Source organism: Acidocella sp. (assembly GCF_035535915.1).
GTDB lineage: Bacteria > Pseudomonadota > Alphaproteobacteria > Acetobacterales > Acetobacteraceae > Acidocella.
The window spans coordinates 114,929-133,180 of the sequence record NZ_DATLPB010000081.1 but is presented as its reverse complement, the minus strand read 5'-3'; the positions used below and the strand labels follow the sequence as shown (position 1 = coordinate 133,180).

Sequence of the window (18,252 nt, the reverse complement as noted above, 5' to 3'; positions counted from 1 at the left end):
CACCGCCGCCGGCCCAGCGTAAATGAAAGTTTTTGCGCCGCTTTTTTCAAAAAGCGGCCGCTTTCTTCCTTACTCCGGCGCCTCGCCACGGGCCGCCTGCTTGGCCAGCCTGGCTTTCATCGCCTCGATCTCCTGCGCCGCCCCGAGCAGCCCGAGCAGCACATTGGCCTCGACTTCCACCTTCTGGTTCGCGCGTTCGCGTTCCGGGATCGCCTGCAGCTCTTCGGCCTGCTGCCGCAAGGCGGCGGGCATCTGGGCCATGGCGCGTTCGACCCGCGCGAACACCGCTTCGACGGTCTTGCGCGGGACCGTGTGGCCCCGCACGACGGATTTCGTGACCCGCTGGCGCCCTTCCTGCTTGGCGACCTCCAGCTTTTGCGAAAGAACCGTTGCGGCCCCTTCGCCATGCGCGCGGACCGCGTCGATCGCGATATCCACGGAAACCGCGCCCGTCCGCACCAGGTCGTGGACCTCGCCGCTGGCCGTGGCGAGAGTCAGGAGCTGCTCGACACGGGCCGGACTCTTGCTCTGCGAGGCGGCGATTTCGGCCGGCTTCAAGCCCATCTGCGACAGGCGCAAATAGCCGCGCGCGATGTCCAGGGGCTCCAGCTTCAGGCCTTGCGCCGAGCGCAACATCAATTCGACGCGCTCGGCATCGTTGCCACGGAACGGGATCACGTTGACCAGGGGGATCTTGGCGCCGCGCGAGATGGCAAGCTGCACGCCCCGGCGCCGGCAATGGCCCTCGATCACCACGATCCGCCCGTCATTCAGCGCCCGCACCATCATCGGCGGCACGTAACGGTCCGCCATATAGGATTCACAGAACGCCTCGATATGCGCCTTCACCTTCGGGTCGTCATAATAACGCAGGTTGAACCCCTCCTCCTCCTGGAGAAGCATGGGATCGACCTGGTACAGATACATTTTTCTGTTTGTTTGGCCTTGTGGCTCCGCGGTAAAATCTTTCAGCGGGGTGACGACAAACGCCATGGAAATGATCCTCGGACTCTCACGCGCTGGCGGTCTTACAACGCCCGCCAACAAAATGAGTTTACATAAGCAATCGGGCGTTGCAAAGCGCCCGCCGCCGGGCGGCCCGGAACCGCCAATTTTGCTACCGAACCGTTCATTTTGCTCAACCCGGGCCTTGGCGGCATTTGGGGGCCACCCCGATATGTGACAATTCCGTTAACGCCCCTGTTTCCGGTTCCGCAACGCCCCCGGGCGGAATTAGAATGGCGCGGTTCGCAGCACGCATCCTCCCCGCCTCCGCCGGCAGGCTTTCATGGCTCGCCGGCGCCGGGATTTCGTGAAGGCATCGTGAAATGCCCTGGACTCCGGATGACGCCGAAAGACATACGCACAAAGCCAGCAGCCCGGCTTTGAGGGAGCTTTGGGCGAAAATCGCCAATGAATGCCTGGAACGGACCGGCAATGAAGGCCGGGCGATCCGGGAGGCGAATGCGGTCATCGCGCGGCAGGCAGACGAGCCCGCCCATAAACGTTGACGGCCTGCAGGCGGTCGTGATGCAATCCGCGCAATGATCCTCCTGCCGTCGGCCGCAACCCCGCCTTTGTTTCCGGATTTCGTCGTTCATCTGGGCATGGCGGTGGCAGACCAGGACGGCGCGCGATGGGGTATCCCCCTGCCCCCGCAACTGACGAACGCCGTTGCGCGGCGGCGCGCGGAATTTATTTGCGGGCGCTTATGCGCGCGCGAAGCACTGGGACGATTGGCGGCATCATGCCTGGATATCCCCATGGCGGCGGACCGCAGCCCGCTATGGCCAGCCGGCTTCGTCGGCTCCATCACCCATTCGCAAGACATGGCGTTCGCCGCCGTGGCGCGCACGGAACAGGCGCAGAGCCTGGGGCTGGACGTTGAGCGCCTCATGCCGCCCGAGACGGCGCTGGAACTGGCGTCCATTGTCGCCTCGCCGGCCGAATATGCGCGCCTGCTGCAAGCGCCTTGGGATCACCCGCTTCTGACGACGGTCCTGTTTTCCGCGAAAGAGACCATCTTCAAATGCCTGTATCCCGTCATCAAACGGCAATTCGATTTTTCCGACGTGGTGATCGAATCGCTCGATCTGAGGGGCGGGACTTTCACCTTCTCCCTGAGCCGCGCGATCGCGGAATTGCACCCGCCCGCCGCCCGTCAGCCCGGCCGGCTGGCGATTATCGCTGATGTTGTGCACACCGGCCTGATGCTAGTCCCCGCAGGCGATTTCAATGCCCGATATTGATTCCACCCGATAAAGCGGCGGGGCGCATGGTCCACACCGCGTCGGCCTCGGCGCAAGGTTCGGATAAGGCGCAAAACAACCGGTAAATGATCGCGTCATTGAGCGCGCCATAGGCGGCATCGAAGAGATCGGCTGAGACACCGACCGTGGACCACCGCCCCAGCGCGGGGACATCGAGATCGTGGCTGTTGATCACGACCCGGATCAGCGGCCTTGCCCCCTCTTGCCTGGCATCGACGCGCACCTGGTAATCAGCCAGGCGCATGCCTTGCAAGACCGGAAAATCAGGCAGCAGCGCTTCACGGAACGCCATATTCAGCGCCATGAAGCTGCCGGCATGCTCGGCGGCGGCCAGCCTGGCCTGGCCCTGCACATCGAGCCGCACCGTCGCCCGAGATAAGGTCACGAGCGCGCCTTTTTCATCCCGGCATTGCTCCTCGCTGGCATGGAGCGAAACCACGCTGTAGAATTCAGGCATTTCCTCCAGGGTGCGGCGGGCCAGAAGGGCGAAGCTGGCCTCCGCGCCGTCATAGGCATAGCCTTCGAATTCGCGCCGCTTGAGCAACTCGAGCAAAACCGGCAGGCGCGGATCGTCGGCCGCCACGGCGATGCCCATTTCACGCAGGCGGTTCAGCAAATTGGCCCGCCCCGCCTGATTGGAAACGACGATATGGCGGCGATTGCCCACCCGCTCGGGGGCGATATGCTCGTAGGTGGTGCTGTTGCGGGCGACAGCGGCGGCATGCAGGCCGGCCTTATGGGCGAAGGCATTGTTTCCGACATAAGCCGCATAACGGTTGGGAACGCGGTTCAGCCGTTCGTCCAGCTTATGGCTGAGTTCCGTGAGGCGGCGGAGTCCCTCATCGCTGACGCCCGTATGGTAACCCAGTTTCAGCATCAGCGTCGGAATGAGCGAAATAAGATTGGCATTGCCGCAGCGCTCGCCCAACCCATTGAGCGTACCCTGGATCATCCGCGCCCCGGCGGCCACCGCCGCCAGGCTGCCGGCCACGGCGGTTTCCGTATCGTTATGGGTGTGAATGCCGATCGACGCTCCCGGCAGCGCGGCCACGACCGCGCGAACGATGGCCGAAATCTCCTCGGGCAGCGTGCCGCCATTGGTATCGCACAGCACCAGCCAGGAAGCGCCTTCCCGCCAAGCGCGGCGCAGGCAGGACAAGGCGTATTTAGGATTGCGCTTGTAGCCGTCGAAGAAATGTTCGGCATCGAACAACACCTCGCGGCCATTGCGCGCCGCGGCGGCCAGGCTGTCGCCGATCAGTTCGAGATTTTCCGCCGCCGTGATCCCCAGCGCCTGTTCCGCCGCCAAATGCGACGCCTTGCCCACCAGGCAAACGGCCGCCGTGCCCGCGTGCAGCACCGCCCCGAGGCCCGGATCGTTGGCGGCGCTGCGGCCCGGCCGCCGCGTCATGCCAAAGGCGGTCAACGTGGCGTGCCGCAAAGCCGGCTTGTTGGCGAAGAACGCATCATCCGTGGGGTTCGCGCCCGGCCATCCGCCTTCCACATAATCGATGCCGAGGCGATCGAGTTCGGCGGCGATCACCTGCTTGTCCAGCACTGAGAAATCCACGCCTTGCATCTGGGCGCCGTCACGCAGCGTCGTGTCGTACAGCACAATGCGCCGCCCCGAGGGCGCGGCTGAGGCCGGTATCGAATCCGTCATGGGATCACCGCCGTCACGTGCATAGAAGACCTTCCTGTCATGTGCCCTGGCTAGGCAACCCTGCGCTCCGGGTCGGCAAACACCGGCTCGAGCCGCTGGCGCTCATCGGTCGTCGGCGGCTCCGCCTCGTCCACCACCGCGCCGCCGCGCGCGTTTTGCACTGCCTCGTATCTGTCGAGAATGAGATTCATCTGCCGCGCCAGCAAAACGGCATTTTCCTCAGTCACCATCGAATGATGATCGCCGGCGGTCTGGACGATCTCCAACCCGCGGGTGAAGAGACCATCCCACCCCTCGGCAGGATCGCTGCCCGGCAGATTATTCTCTGAATTATCCGCGCGAATGAGGACACCGGCGGCATCCAAGGGGCGCGGACGCCATAACCGTCCCAGCAGCAGCGCAAACTGATTGAAGAGCAAATTGTCAATCGGCTTGCCCGCCTCATCAAAATAGCCCGAGGGCAGAGGCGCCGGCACGGAACGCTGCGTGACCTGGCCCCATCGGCTCTTGAGGCGCTCGACGCGGTGATTCACGCTGTCAGGCACCCGGGACAGCAGCCATCGGACCAAAGTCCAGGATTCGCCAAGCGCCGTGCGCAATCTGCGCAGGGACCAGGCGTCGTCATCCTCCCCTGTTCCGCTGCTCCGCCAGATCCGCGCCAAACTCTCCAAAGCCGGCGCGAGCGTATAGCTGCTCCAGCTGAAGGCGCGCGCATCGAGGAGGAGAACGAACGCTACATTGCCGCCGGCGTTCTGCAGCACGCGCGCCGCTTCAAAGGCGATCTTGCCGCCCAGAGAATATCCCGCGATCACGCACGGCGTCGACCCGGCATGCTCGGCCAAGATCTTGCCGAAATGCACGCCCAACTGGTCGATGGTCGGCAGCGCCTGGATATCGGAAGACGCAAACGCTGTCAGCCATGAGGAGAGAATCGGCACGTCGACGGTGAAAATGCGCCGATCGCCGCCGATCAGCTGCGCCAGCCGAAACTCCTCCGGCCGCGCGCCCATGAAATAGATCGGCAACCCCGTGGCGCCCGCGCGCAAGGTTGCCACTTGCGGCGTCGCTTGCGGTGCATGACCGCGCGCCAACTCTTCCGCCAGCCCGGCGATTGTCGGGTTCAGGAAAAAAGTCGGAACGCTCACATAGCGCCCCAAGCGCTTGTGAATTTCACTGATGACCCGCAGCGCCATGAAGGAATGGCCGCCCAGATTGAAGAAATTGTCGATCCGGCTGATCCGCTCAACTCCCAGAGGCTCGCGCCAGATCTCGGCCAGCGCCGTCTCGATCTCCCCCGCAGGCGCTTCATAGGAAGCCCGCGCGTAAGTTGCCTCGTCCGGCGCGGGCAAGGCCCGCCGGTCCACCTTGCCGTTGCGGGTGAGCGGCAACGCATCGAGCCGTACAAACGCCGCCGGCACCATATAGTCGGGCAAACATGCCGCCAGATACGCATGCAGGCAGGCTGCGAGCTGGTCGTCAGGGTCGGCGACCACATAGGCGACGAGCCGTTTTTCGCCATCGTTGGCCAAAGCCAGCACCACCGCCTCGCGCACCGCCTCGTGCGCCGTCAGCCGCTCTTCGATCTCGCCGAGTTCGATGCGGAAGCCACGGAGCTTGACCTGGGCATCGTTGCGACCAAGGAACATCAGATTGCCGTCGGGCAGATAGCGCGCCAGGTCGCCGGTGCGGTACATGCGTGCGTCCGGCTCGCCGGCAAACGGGTCCGAGAGGAACCGCTCGGCGGTCAGCTCCGGCCGGTTCAGGTAACCGAGCGCAACCCCCGCCCCGCCGATATGGATTTCGCCGACGGCGCCGAGCGGCACCGGCGCGCCATGCGGATCGAGCAGATAGGTCCGCGTGTTTGAAATCGGTCGGCCAATCGGAATGGTTCCGTTTTCCTCCCGCGACGATCCGATCTCATAGGTCGTGGCAAACGTGGTCGTCTCAGTCGGCCCATAGGCATTCAGCAGCCGCGCCGGCCTGTTGCCCGGCTTGGACCACACTTTTCGCACGATCTTCGGATCGAGGACGTCGCCGCCCGTAATCAGAAGCTTGAGTTGCGCGTAGACCGGCTCCAACGCCTCGGCCAGTTGATTGAACAGCCCGACCGTCAGCCACAACACGTTGATCCGCTCTTCCCGCAGCGTCTTAATGAAAGCCTGAGGCGTCAGCACAATCTCATGAGGGATGACCACGACTGTCCCGCCATTGAGCAAAGGCGCCCACAATTCGAAGGTGCTGGCATCGAAGGCCGGGTTGGCCGCGAAGGCCACGCGATCTTCCGCGCCAATCACGGCATATGAATTGTTCACAACCAGACGTGCGATCGCGCAATGCGGCACCAGAACGCCTTTCGGCGTGCCGGTGGAACCGGACGTATACATTACATAGGCCACACGCAGGCCGCTGCCCGGCCGCGCCGGATTGGCGGCGTTCGCCGGCGCATCGACGCGGTCGCCCAGACGCAATACCGGCGTGGCCGAAGCAAAGGCAAGTTCCGTGCGCGCATCGGTGATGATCAGGCTTGCCCCACAATCCTCCACGATCCAGGCCTGGCGCTGGGGCGGCGCTTGCGGGTCCAGCGGTACATAAGCGGCGCCCGCCTTGAGGATGGCAAGCTGGGCCACGATCAGATCGATCGAGCGCTCAAGCAGCGTCGCCACCCGGTCATTCGTTTTCACGCCGCGTTCGATGAGTTGGTGCGCCAGAGCATTGGCCCGCGCATTCAGTACCGCATAAGTGAGCGTCCGATCTCCGAACACGGCGGCAACCATTTCCGGCGTGCGTTCGACCTGCGCCTCGAACAGTGCATGAATGCCGCTCTCCCGCGGATAGTCCGCCTCCGTCGCGTTCAACTCGACAATAACGCGTTGCCGTTCCGCGCTGCCCAGCATGTCGATAGAGCGCATTGCCATGTCAGGCGCTTGCTCCAACGCTTCGACCATCCCTTCAAGCGCGGTCCTCATAAAGCCGCACAGCCGCTCCGCACCAACAACCGGATATGTCTGCGCCGTCAGCGAAAAATCATCGCCAAGATCATCCACCGACAGCGTCACCGGGTAGTTACTCCGCCCCCGCGAACCGAGCCGCTCGACACCTTCTGCGACCTGTGAAACCTGACCATCGGCGCGACGGCTGTGACGATAATTGAGCAGCGCCGAAAATAACGGCGCTGGCGCTGGTACGGCGCTGCAGCGCTGCACCTGTGCAAGCGACGCGTGCTCATGGCGCAGGAGCTCCGCCAACAACGCATGCACACGCCGCACGCTCGCCTCCACGCCCTCGTCCCCGATCTCGACACGGAGCGGCAACGTGTTGATGAACACGCCAGGGGTCCAGTCCACGCCGGCCCCACCTTGCATCCGCCCGAACAGCACCGTGCCAAACACCGCATCCTTCCGGCCCGACGCGCGCGACAGCACGAGGCCCCATGCCAGATGGAACAGGCTGGCCGCACTCACGCCCAGACCGCGCGCCCGTTCCCGCAGGCGCCGCGCCAGCTCCGGCTCCAGGACCATGCGCGCTTCCTCGATGTCCACGCCATTGCCCTGTACATTCGACAGCCCGAACGGTGCCGTCGGCTCGTCCACGTCTCCCAGCATGCCGCGGAAGAATGCCTCATGGTCCGCCGCACTCCCCCGCCGCACCTGCGCCACGAAATTGCGGTAGGGGATCGGCGCTGGAAGCTCCTCGGTCCGCCCCAGAATATGCGCCTGCACTTCCCGGGCCAGAACCTCCAGCGTGGCGTGGTCGATCACCAGATGATGGCGAAGCAGCAGCAACAGCCACCGTTTTTGGACATGGTCATGCGTGACGAAAGCCCGCATCAGCGGTGCTTGACGCACATCCAGGCGGAATCGCCCCGGATTGAACCGGCTACGCAACTGCTCCGCCACATCCCCGTCCGCGGGGTCGAACGTCATGTCCTCAACCGGCAGCGGTGCCCGGCGCCACACGACCTGCGCCGGCTGAGAGAGCCCATCCCACATCACGGCCGTACGGAAAATATCATGCCGGGCGATCACCGCCTGCAACGCCGTGACAAAATCCTCCATGCGCCGGCGGCCATCAAAAGCGAACAACTCCGGCGTCAGGTAGGTATCGCCCTCTCCGTCCATCAGATGATGGAACAGCAGCCCCTCCTGCAGCGGCGCCAGCGGGTAGATATCCTGGGTATTGGCCGCCCCGCCCTCGACGCAGGACACGATGTCATCGATCTCCGCCTGGCTCAGATTGATCAGCGGCAGCATCTCCGGCATGATCGTCTCGCTCCCCGGCGGAATCAGATTGGGCGGAATTTCAACGTCGCCGCCATCTGAACGCGTCGCAGCCGCCAGCCCGGCCAGCGTCGGCGCGCTGAACACCGACCGCACGTCGGCCTGCAGCCCCTCCCGCCGCAGCCGCGCGATCATTGTCACCGCCAGCAGTGAATGGCCGCCGAGTTCGAAGAAATTGTCGTGGCGACTGACCCGCTCCACACCGAGCAGTTCGCTCCAGATCGCCGCCAGCGCCGTCTCAGCCTGGCCCTGCGGCACTTCGTAGGCGGCACGCGCGTAGGCCCCGTCGTCAGGCGCGGGCAAGGCCCTTCGGTCGAGCTTGCCATTGACGGAGAGCGGAAACGCATCAAGCCGTACAAAAGCCGCCGGCACCATATAATCCGGCTGGCTTTTCCCGAGATGAGCGCGCAATGCCTCGACATCAATCTCTTCTGGCCCTGTGTAATAGGCAACCAGACGCTTCTCTCCGTCCCCGGACTCGCGCGCCACCACCACGGCCTCATGCACGCCGGCATGCTGGCTCAGCGCGGCCTCGATCTCGCCCAGCTCGATCCGGAAGCCGCGTATCTTCACCTGGAAGTCGTTGCGGCCGATATATTCGATGTCGCCACCGGGAAGATACCGGCCCAGATCCCCGGTCTTGTACAGCCGGTCACCAGCGACAAAGGGGCTGGCGATGAACTTCTCCGCCGTCAGCTCAGGCCGGTTGAGATAGCCGCGGGCAACACCCACCCCACCGATATGGATCTCGCCAGCCGTCCCCACGGGAACCGGCTGCAACCGGGCATCCAGTATATACATCCGCGTGTTCCAGATCGGTCGACCGATCGGCGGCGATGCCCCCCACGCGGCGCGCGCCGGGGCGCAGGTCCAGGCCGTCACGTCGACCGCCGCCTCGGTCGGCCCGTAAAGATTGTGCAGGGGCAGGCCCGGAAACATCTGCTGAAACCGCGCCAGCAAATGGCTGGGCAACGCCTCGCCGCTGGTGAACACATGCTTCAAGCTCGGGCACGCCCCGACGGTGATCCCGTCGAGAAACACCCGCAACATCGACGGCACAAAATGCAGAGTCGTCACCCCCTGCGCCTCGATCGCCGCCACGAGCTGGTCGGGGCTCTTGTGTCCCCCGGGCCGAAGCATGACCAGACGGGCCCCCACGGCCAGGGGCCAGAAAAATTCCCAGACCGACACATCGAAGCTGAAGGGCGTTTTCTGCAGGACCACATCCTGCGACTGAAGCCGATAAGCATCGTCCATCCACAACAGGCGATTGAGAACGGCCCGATGCTCGTTCATCACACCCTTTGGCATCCCCGTGGAACCGGAGGTGTAGATGACATAGGCGAGGTGCTGCGAGGTGAGGCCAACCGCGCGAGGATCCGGATTTTCCGCCGAGGCATCAGCCCAACGCGCCTGGTCCGCGTCCAGATCCACGAGCGCCGGGGGCGCGACCAGATCCACGCGCGCCGGGGGCGCGTCCAGATCCATGCGCGCCGGGGGCGCGACCAGCCCCGGCAAGGCCGCTTGCAGCGCGGCACGCGCCGGGCCATGGCTCAGCACCACAGCCGGCCGGCTGTCTTCCAACATGAATTTCAGACGCTCAGGCGGGTAAGTCGGATCCAGAGGCACATAGGCGCCACCGGCCTTCAGGATCGCCATCAGCCCGACAACCATGTCCACACTGCGCTCGAGACAAAGCGCCACCCGGCCATCAGGCCCCACCCCCAGGGCACGCAAATGATGCGCCAGCCGGTTGGCCCGCGCGTTCAACGCCGCATACGTGACACGCTGGTCCTCAAAGACCACCGCAACAGCATCCGGGTGGCGTGCAACTTGTGCTTCGAACAGTTCGTGGATGCAGCGCTCCCGCGGGTAGTCCGCCGCGGTCTCGTTCCAATCCCCCAGCAGCCGCTCCCGCTCGGGCGCCGTCAGCAAGGGGAGCTCGGTGACTCTCTGCTCAACGTCCGCCACGACGCCCTCCAGCAGCGTCCGCAAATGTCCGGTCAGCCGCTCGATGCGCTCCTCGTCAAACAGATCCGTGCTGTACTCCGTTTCCAGCAGGATTTCGTTCCCCGTGTCGGTCAACGTCAAAGTCAGGTCGAATTTGGCGATTTTGGGCTGAGCCAACAACGCTTCCGTCACCACCCCCGGCAACCCGATGAATTGCGGCTGGTCATCGCGGTCGCGCCAGTTCAACATCACCTGCACCAGCGGTGAACAACTCTGGTTGCGCTCCGGCTTGAGGGCGGACACGACCTGATCGAACGGCACGTCCCGGTGCGAATAGACATGAGCCACATTCTGCTGCACGTGGCCCATCAACTCCCGGAACGTGGGGTTGCCGCTGAGATCCGTGCGCAAAACATGAGTGTCGATCAGAAAGCCGATCAACGGCCGCAATTCAGGCCGCTCACGCGCGGCGATCGGAACCCCGACCAAGATCTCGTCCTGGCCCGTATAGCGATGCATGACCGTACTGAATGCCCCGGCGAACACGGTGAACAGGCTGGCTTGCTGCTGCCGGCAAAGCCGGCGCAGATCGTTCGCCAGCGCGGCGTCAAACGCGAACAGCCGCTTGGTGCCGCGAAACGAACAAACCGCAGGGCGGGGCCGATCGCTTGGCTGGTCAAGCTGCGCCGGCGCGCCCCGGAGCTGCTCTTTCCAGAAAGCTATATCCTCGGCGAAGCGCTCTTGCTGGCGCGGTTGCCGCTGCCAAACCGCATAGTCGCCATATTGGATGGGCAAAGGCGGCAGAGGCGAAGGCTCCCCGCTTCGGGCAGCTTCGTACAAACTCGCCAATTCGCGCCAAAGGATGCCCAATGACGCACTGTCACAAACGATGTGATGCAGCATCATGATGAGGGCATGATCTTCATCATCCAGCCGGACGATGGTCACGCGCACCGCGGGTTCTGCGTCTAGCCGGTAAGGAAGACGGGGTTCCGTGATCAGCAGCTGGGCCAATTCGGCTTCGCGTTTGCTGGCTACGAGGGGCTGCAGATTGATTCTTTTGAACTTGAGAGGCCATGTCTCGTGAATGACCATGCCCGGCCTGCCGTCCCTGGCTTCGATCGTCGTGCGCAGGATCTCATGTCGTTCGACAATGATGTTGAACGCGCGCTCCAACGCCTCAACATCGAGCTTGCCCTTGAGGCGAACGGCTTCAGCCTCGTTGTAAGCCGGCTCGCCGGCGTTGAGCTGCTCCATGAACCAGATGCGCTCCTGGGCGGGGCTCAGCGGACATGGCTGACGGTGGTCGCGCACGGGGATCGGTTGTAAATCGGCCTGGGATTGCGCGGCGCTGTCGCTCGTCAGGGCCGCATGATGCGCCCGCCGGCGCCGCACCAAACCGGCCAATTCCGTGACCGTGGCGTTTTCGAAAAAATCCGCCAGGGACAGAAGAATTTGTGTTTTTTCGCGGAGGCGCGAAAGGCATTGGATGGCCTGCAATGACTGGCCTCCCAACGCAAAAAAATTACTGTCAGGGCGGATTTGCGGCACCGCGAGCAGTTCGGTCCAGATCTCCGTGATGATCTTCCCGAACGGCAGGTCATCGACGGAATCTGCCCCTGCCCCCTCGGCCATTGCCGATGCGCCGCTCCCCTCCTTCAGCGCGGCCAGCCGTTCCGCCTCTTCCACCAGGCGCAGCCGCTGCACTTTGCCCGAGGGGCCTTTCGGCAGGTCGGCGACGAAATACACGCGCGTGGGCGTCTTGAAATAACCGAGATGGTTCTCGCAAAAACTCAGCAGCTCGAGCTCGTCGCACCGCATCCCGTCGCGCAGCACGGCGAACGCCACGAGATCCTCGCCGACATACCGGTCCGGCACGCCGACCGAAGCCGCCTCCAGCACCGCGGGATGGGTCTCGAGAATTTCGTCGATCTGCTTGGGCGCGATGTTCACGCCGCCCTTGATGATCAGCTCCTTCGAGCGGCCGATCACGAAAAAATACCCATCTTCGTCGCGGTAGGCGAGATCGCCGGTGTGCAGCCAGCCCTGCGCATCGAACGCCGCCGCGGTTGCCGCCTGATCCTTGTAATAACCCTGCGTCATCCCGTCGCCGCGCAGCCAGACCTCGCCCGGCTCTCCCGCCGGCAACTGGGTCCCCTCGCGGTCGACGATCCTGGCCTCGAACCCCCAGGGCAGACCCGGCGAGCCGATCTTGTTGACGCCCGGCGGCACGGGGTTGGAGAAGACATTGCCGGCTTCGGATGAGCCCATCGCCTGGATCAGCGGCAGATGGAACTTGTCGATGAATTCCCGGTGCAAGGACGGCGAAAGCGGGGCGGAGGAACTGCGTAGGAAGCGGATGCGCGCGAAAGCCTCCGCCCGGCTGGCCGCCTTCGGGTCCTTCCAGTCCAGCAATTGCGAAATGATCGTCGGCACCACCGCCGTCCAGGTGCAGCGATGGTCATCGATCCAGTTCCAGAATTCGCTGACCACGAACCCGTGCGGCAGGACCACCGAGCCGCCGCTCAGCAGCGTCGGGATCAGGGTCACGCATTCCGCATTGATGTGATAGAGGGGCAGCACCAGGAGCGACCGGTCCGCCGCCGTGAGTTCGTGCGCCTGAACGGAATTCCGGCCATGGGCGAGCACGCTTTTATGCGTGTGGATCGGCCCTTTCGGCTGCCCGGTGCTGCCGGAGGTGTAGATCAGCATTGCCGCATCGTCGGCGCCGGGCGGGGGCAACCCGTCGGGCATGGCATCGGCGGCGCCCGTCTCCGGGCCGAAATCGGCGTCGGCGAACAGGATTTCTACCGACCGGCTCACATGGCCCAACACCTCCTTGAGCAACGCTTCGTAAGGGCGCCCAACGAACACGAGCCTGGCGTCGCAATTCTCCAGCGTGTACGCCAATTGCGCGACGCCCGCGCGCACATTGAGCGGCACGGTGACAAACCCGCCATACATCGTGCCCAGAAAGAGCTGAGCCGTGAACAGCCCGTTATCCATCAGGAACGCAATCTTGTCGCCCGGGACCAGCCCTCTTCTGTGAAACAGGCCGCAAAGCTGGCGTGTCCGCTCCTGCAATTCTTTGAAGGTCAGCCCTTGCTTGGTCTCGGGATTGAACAGGAAGCCGCGATCAGGCCGCACCTCAGCCTGGAGATCAATCAGATCACGGACGGTGCGAACATCTTTTTTTGGTATCATTGACGGTCTTCCTCCCTCGCTGGCGCGGTAAGGCGGCGGACATCTCAACCCTCGACGTTCCGAACCTAAGCGTTGGAACCATGGCAGTCGCGCTTTGACGTTCGCGCGTTCGTTCCGCATCCATTCCATTTTACCGGCCGCAACGCGCCAACCTAAACCCGTCTATAAACTATTGTCAAGTCGAAATATTAATATTATCATCGTGATTTCTTTCAGTTTTCCTTCCGCCTCGAGAAAAGAGACGCTCTTTTCGCCCCAACAAATACTTTAAAGTGATTTAACGTTATGAATTCGCGCCATTTAGTTGTGGATGTTCCTGTTGATTTCTGCTCTCATGTCTCTTGGTCCCAGCGCTCCTCTATCGGACAGGGTCTGCGTCTATTTTTCAACAATGACTTTATTTTTGATCACAACCCCAGGGGAGGCAGCGTGACGGTTCCGGAGCACCTGACAAGAGCCAATGCCGCGCGCAGTCGCGCCACCGCTCCCCCACCGTGCCGCCCCACTGGCAGCCCCATCGGCCGCCCTATTGCAAGACTCAAGATTGCAAGACTCAAGCCGATGATCCACGCCGATGCTCGCACATAAGACCGCCGCGGCCAGCCTGCTTGTGGTCGCCACGCGGATGCTGACGCGTTTCGGCGATCTGATAACGCTTCTGGTGTTGGCTTATGAATTGAAACCGGCCGATTTCGGTCTGGTCGCTTTGGCGTCGAGCCTGATTTTCATTACGGAATCGATTTTCGAGCTCCCTCTTGTGGAAGTCGTGCTGCGCGTGGATGTTCTGGAACGCAGCCATCTCGACACCGCGTTCACCCTCAGCGCACTCCGCGGTCTGGGCGTGATGACGATCTTGCTGGCGCTGGCCTGGCCCTTCGCGCATTTCTATCACGACCCGCGCCTCATGAAGCTGATCGCGGTCCTCAGCCTGTCGCCCGTAACGCGCGGCCTGCAGAGCCCGAAATTGATCAGCTACATCAAGGAGATGAGTTTCTGGCGCAGTTCCGTTATCGAACTCGTGGGCAAAGTGATGGCTTTGATCATCGCGGTCACCATCGCCATACTGACGAAGAGCTATTGGGCGATCGCCGCGGGCACCGTCGCCGCGCCGGTGACGATGGCGATCGCGTCTTTTGTCCTGGCCCCCTACCGCCCGCTTCTGTGCCTGACGCAATGGCGGTATTTCGCGGGGTTTCTGGGCTGGACCAGCCTTGCGCAGATCATCCGCTCCATCACCTGGCAATCGGACACCATGTTGCTCGGCCGGATCGCCGGGCATCTCGAGCTTGGCCTGTTCACAACGGCGAACAATCTGTCGTCCATCCCGCTTCTCGCCGTTCTGCAGCCGATCTACCGCCCGCTGCTCGCCTCCCTGAGCAGCGTGAAGCACGATCCGGAGCGGTTGCGCCGGGCCTATCAGCTTATCTCGATCGCCGCCATCACCATCGGCCTGCCGGCTTTGATCGGCGAAAGCCTGCTGGCCAAGCCGCTGATCCAGGTCTTGCTTGGCCCGCATTGGCTGGCCGCCGTGCCGATGATGCGTTACCTCGCGCTCAGCATCATCCCTTGTCTCTTCGCCTTGCCGCTGGGCCCGATGGTGATGGCCCTGAACCAGGCACATTATTTTCCCCGCCGGAACGCCTTCGAACTATGCGTCAAATTACCGATCCTGATCGTCGCCGGCATAAAATTCGGCGTCCCCGGCATCATCGCCGCGCGCGTGATCTCCGAAATCGCCGTGGCCATCTATGCCTTCATTCTCGCCCGCCGCCTGATCGGGCTCGGCGTGTTCCAGCAGATCATCGGCCCCTGGCGCAGTTACGTGAGCGCGGCGTTGATGACGGCCGGCGTCATGTTCCTCGGTGCGCAACTTCAAGCCGACTTCGCCCATATCCGGCCGATTTTTCTCCTCGCCTCGTTGGCCTCGGCCGGCGCCGTCATCTACGTTGCCAGCCTGACCTTGCTCTGGCTCGGCTGCGGGCGCCCGCCCGGGATCGAACACGTGGCCTATCAGAATATCGCTAAGCTGGCCCGCCTGCCCCTGGCAAAGCCGGTATCACGCGGGCGCGATATGGCGTGACGCCGGCGCCGGACGGGGCGCTTGAAGCAAAGGAAAGGCTGCTTTTAGTGAACAAAAAATAGCAAAAAAACTTTGTTATGCTGGGCGGAGGGGCTGAAGGTTCCGGCGACGCGTAGCACCGTTGGAATAGCCCCGGAGGGCATGGGCGTTGTCACCGACACAGCCCATGGCCCGGCATAAACAGAAGTTTTTGCGTCGCTTTTTTCAAAAAGCGACTGCTTTCTGACTCGCTCGCCCCACTTGATCAGACCACCGAAATGACCAAGACTGACGTTACGGTCCGGCCACGAGACCGGACGGCGCGCCGCCGAACGCGCCGCGAACGAATTGAGGAGAACGCCTTGCGTATTGTTGAAATCCTCGAACGGACCATGCCGTTCTCTGTGGCATTGCCAATGCCGCCCTCAGCCTGCGCGTAGTCACCCGCGCCGGGTCGTGAATTTTGAACTGCCCAAAATCAATGTCCTGAGAACCGCGCGCGTGAATACAGCGCCGGCGGAATACGTTTACTAAAGGGGAAACGAAGTGAAAGACGCCGACCAAACCGCCGAACCATGGGACGACCAGGGGCAACGCCAGGCGTCGGAGGCGGTCGACACCGGCCTCTTCACGTTCTTCGGCAAAATGACCCGTGTCGAAAAACTCACTTTTTGGGCCTGTTTCACCGGCTGGACCCTCGATGCCACGGATTTCATGATCTACCCGCTCGTCATCGGCACGATCATCCCGCTCTGGCATGTCGAGCGCGGGCCCGCCGGCCTCGCCGTCACCGTCACCTTGCTCTGCTCGGCCGTGGGCGGGTGGTTGACCGGGTTCCTCTCCGACCGCATCGGCCGCGTCCGTGCTTTGCAGGCCACCGTGCTCTGGTTCGCCGGATGCACGCTGCTGTGCGCCTTCGCGCAGAATTTCGCCCAGCTTTTCGCGGCCCGCGCGCTGCTCGGCTTCGGCTTCGGCGGCGAATGGGCGGCCGGCGCCGTGCTCATCGGCGAGACCGTCCGCGCCAGCTATCGCGGCCGTGCCGTGGGCGTGGTGCAGTCCGGCTGGGGGATCGGCTGGGGGATCGCCGTTTTGCTCCAGCTCGTCTGTTATTCCCTGGTGCCGGCGGCTGACGCCTGGCGCCTGATGTTCGCCCTGGGCGCGCTCCCGGCGGTTTTCATCTTTCTCCTGCAGCGCCGCATTCCGGAGCCGGAACTCCATGCCCGCGCCGCCGCCACGCACAAGCCGCCAGCGATCTGGGAGATTTTCTCCCCCGGCATCCTGCGTACCACGATCTTCGCCGGCATTCTCGGGACCGGGGCGCAAGGCGGCTATTACGCGGTGACAACCTGGCTGCCGACCTTTCTGCGCACCGATCGCGGCCTCTCCGTCATCGGCTCGACCGGCTATCTGTTCATCCTCATCGCCGGGGCGACCTGCGGCTATCTCGCCGGCGCCTGGCTGTCCGACCGCATCGGCCGGCGCCGCTTGTTCATCCTGTTCGCGATCTGCGCTTCGCTGCTGGTCATCCTGTACACCCAGGTCCAGTTCTCGAACGACGTGATGCTGGTTCTCGGCTTCCCCCTCGGCTTCTTCGCCTCGGGCTATCTGTCGGGCCTCGGCCCCTTCCTCACCGAGCTCTACCCGACGCGCTTGCGCGGATCGGGCCAGGGCTTCGCCTATAATGTGGGGCGCGGCTTTGGCGCTGTCTTCCCCACCTTGGTAGGCTATCTCTCGACGACCATGTCGCTGGCCAACGCCATCGCCCTGTTCGCCCTCTGTGCTTATGGTTTGTTATTCCTCGGCGCGATTCTGCTGCCCGAGACCAAAGGAAAGGAACTCACCGCCTCATGACAAACGCGGCCAATGCCCATCTTGCCTTCGTGACAGGTACGGCCCCCGTCTGCCCGGGCCCCGATCCGCAGCCGCGCGGCGCCACCCGCTTCGTTGTGCCCAAAGGCGCGGTGGACACACATGCCCATGTCGTCGGCCTGCCGCCGGAGACGATCCTGGCGCCCGACCGGGGCTACACCGCGCCGGTCGCCACCGAGGCGCAATATCTGCACATGCTGGAGGCCACCGGCATGACGCATGGCGTGCTCGTCCAGATCAGCATCCATGGCACCGACAATTCGCTGATGCTGAAGACGCTGCGCGCCCATCCGAAGCGCCTCAAAGGCGTTGCGGTGGTCGAAACGAACATCTCCAGCCGCGACTGCGAAGAACTCGCCGAAGCCGGCATCGTCGGGCTGCGCATCAACGCCATGTTCGGCGGCGGCCGCAACTTCGCCGACATTGAGCGCTACGGCGCGATCTGCCGGGCGATGGGCTGGCACCTCCAGCTCTTCATCGATGCCGCGGTGCTGGCCGAATACGGCACCGCGCTCGCCGGCCTCGGCGTGCCGCTGATCTTCGACCATATGGGGCATCGCCCGGCCAAGAACGGCGTGGCGGATGCCGGTTTCCAGAATCTCCTCGCCATGGTGCGGGACGGCGCCTGGGTGAAGCTCTCCGGCGCCTATCGCCTCACCAGCGCGGGCTTTCCCTATACCGACACGATCCCCCTGGCCCGCGCCCTCGTCGCGGCCGCGCCGGAACGCTGCGTCTGGGGCTCGGACTGGCCGAATGTCTCGAACTGGGCGCATATGCCCAATGTCGGCGACCTGCTCGACCTCCTCGCCGACTGGGTTCCCGACGAGGCCACCCGCAACCGGATTCTCGCCGACAACCCGGCGCGCTTTTACGGGTTCAACAAATAAAAAAGAAAGCAGCCGCTTTTTGAAAAAAGCGGCGCAAAAACTTTTGTTATGCTGGGTCATGGGCGTTGTCGCT

The 18,252-nt window shown here is 63.6% G+C and carries 7 protein-coding genes; 4 read left to right on the top strand and 3 right to left on the bottom strand.

Going from position 1 to position 18,252, the window contains the following annotated elements; translation table 11 throughout:
• Positions 1-69: 69 nt before the first annotated feature.
• Positions 70-993 carry a ParB/RepB/Spo0J family partition protein gene (locus VNC39_RS10370; RefSeq protein WP_325398857.1) on the bottom strand — a complete coding sequence of 308 codons (924 nt, stop codon included), beginning with the start codon at positions 991-993 and terminating at the stop codon, positions 70-72.
• A 551-nt stretch (positions 994-1,544) separates the two neighbouring features.
• Between VNC39_RS10370 and VNC39_RS10365 the strand changes: the two genes are divergently transcribed.
• On the top strand, positions 1,545-2,249 hold the full coding sequence (locus VNC39_RS10365; RefSeq protein WP_325398855.1) for a 4'-phosphopantetheinyl transferase family protein: 705 nt from the start codon (positions 1,545-1,547) through the stop codon (positions 2,247-2,249).
• Here VNC39_RS10365 and cimA read toward each other — a convergent pair.
• Both cimA and VNC39_RS10355 read right to left on the bottom strand, forming a co-directional pair.
• Complete coding sequence (gene cimA / locus VNC39_RS10360) at positions 2,233-3,933, bottom strand: citramalate synthase (RefSeq protein ID WP_325398853.1); 1,701 nt, start codon at positions 3,931-3,933, stop codon at positions 2,233-2,235. The genes VNC39_RS10365 and cimA overlap by 17 nt on opposite strands.
• Before the next feature lie 50 nt (positions 3,934-3,983).
• A complete protein-coding gene (locus VNC39_RS10355; protein ID WP_325398851.1) occupies positions 3,984-13,364 on the bottom strand; it encodes a non-ribosomal peptide synthetase in 9,381 nt (3,126 codons plus the stop codon).
• Between the two features lie 574 nt (positions 13,365-13,938).
• Here VNC39_RS10355 and VNC39_RS10350 point away from each other — a divergent pair.
• The 3 genes from VNC39_RS10350 (at position 13,939) to VNC39_RS10340 (ending at position 18,179) form a co-directional block, all read left to right on the top strand.
• Positions 13,939-15,444, top strand: coding sequence for an oligosaccharide flippase family protein (locus tag VNC39_RS10350; protein WP_325398849.1), 1,506 nt, complete (start codon positions 13,939-13,941; stop codon positions 15,442-15,444).
• Between the two features lie 525 nt (positions 15,445-15,969).
• Entirely contained in the window at positions 15,970-17,274 is a 1,305-nt protein-coding gene (locus VNC39_RS10345) for an MFS transporter (RefSeq protein WP_325398847.1), read from the top strand.
• Entirely contained in the window at positions 17,271-18,179 is a 909-nt protein-coding gene (locus VNC39_RS10340; protein WP_325398845.1) for an amidohydrolase family protein, read from the top strand. The genes VNC39_RS10345 and VNC39_RS10340 overlap by 4 nt, the downstream gene beginning before the upstream one ends.
• The last annotated feature ends 73 nt before the right edge of the window (positions 18,180-18,252 follow it).

Coding starts and splice junctions, on each gene's coding strand:
- VNC39_RS10350 (WP_325398849.1), top strand. CDS start 13,939: ATGCTCGCACATAAGACCGCCGCGGCCAGCCTGCTTGTGGTCGCCACG.
- VNC39_RS10365 (WP_325398855.1), top strand. CDS start 1,545: ATGATCCTCCTGCCGTCGGCCGCAACCCCGCCTTTGTTTCCGGATTTC.
- VNC39_RS10355 (WP_325398851.1), bottom strand. CDS start 13,364: ATGATACCAAAAAAAGATGTTCGCACCGTCCGTGATCTGATTGATCTC.
- VNC39_RS10340 (WP_325398845.1), top strand. CDS start 17,271: ATGACAAACGCGGCCAATGCCCATCTTGCCTTCGTGACAGGTACGGCC.
- cimA (WP_325398853.1), bottom strand. CDS start 3,933: ATGACGGATTCGATACCGGCCTCAGCCGCGCCCTCGGGGCGGCGCATT.
- VNC39_RS10370 (WP_325398857.1), bottom strand. CDS start 993: ATGGCGTTTGTCGTCACCCCGCTGAAAGATTTTACCGCGGAGCCACAA.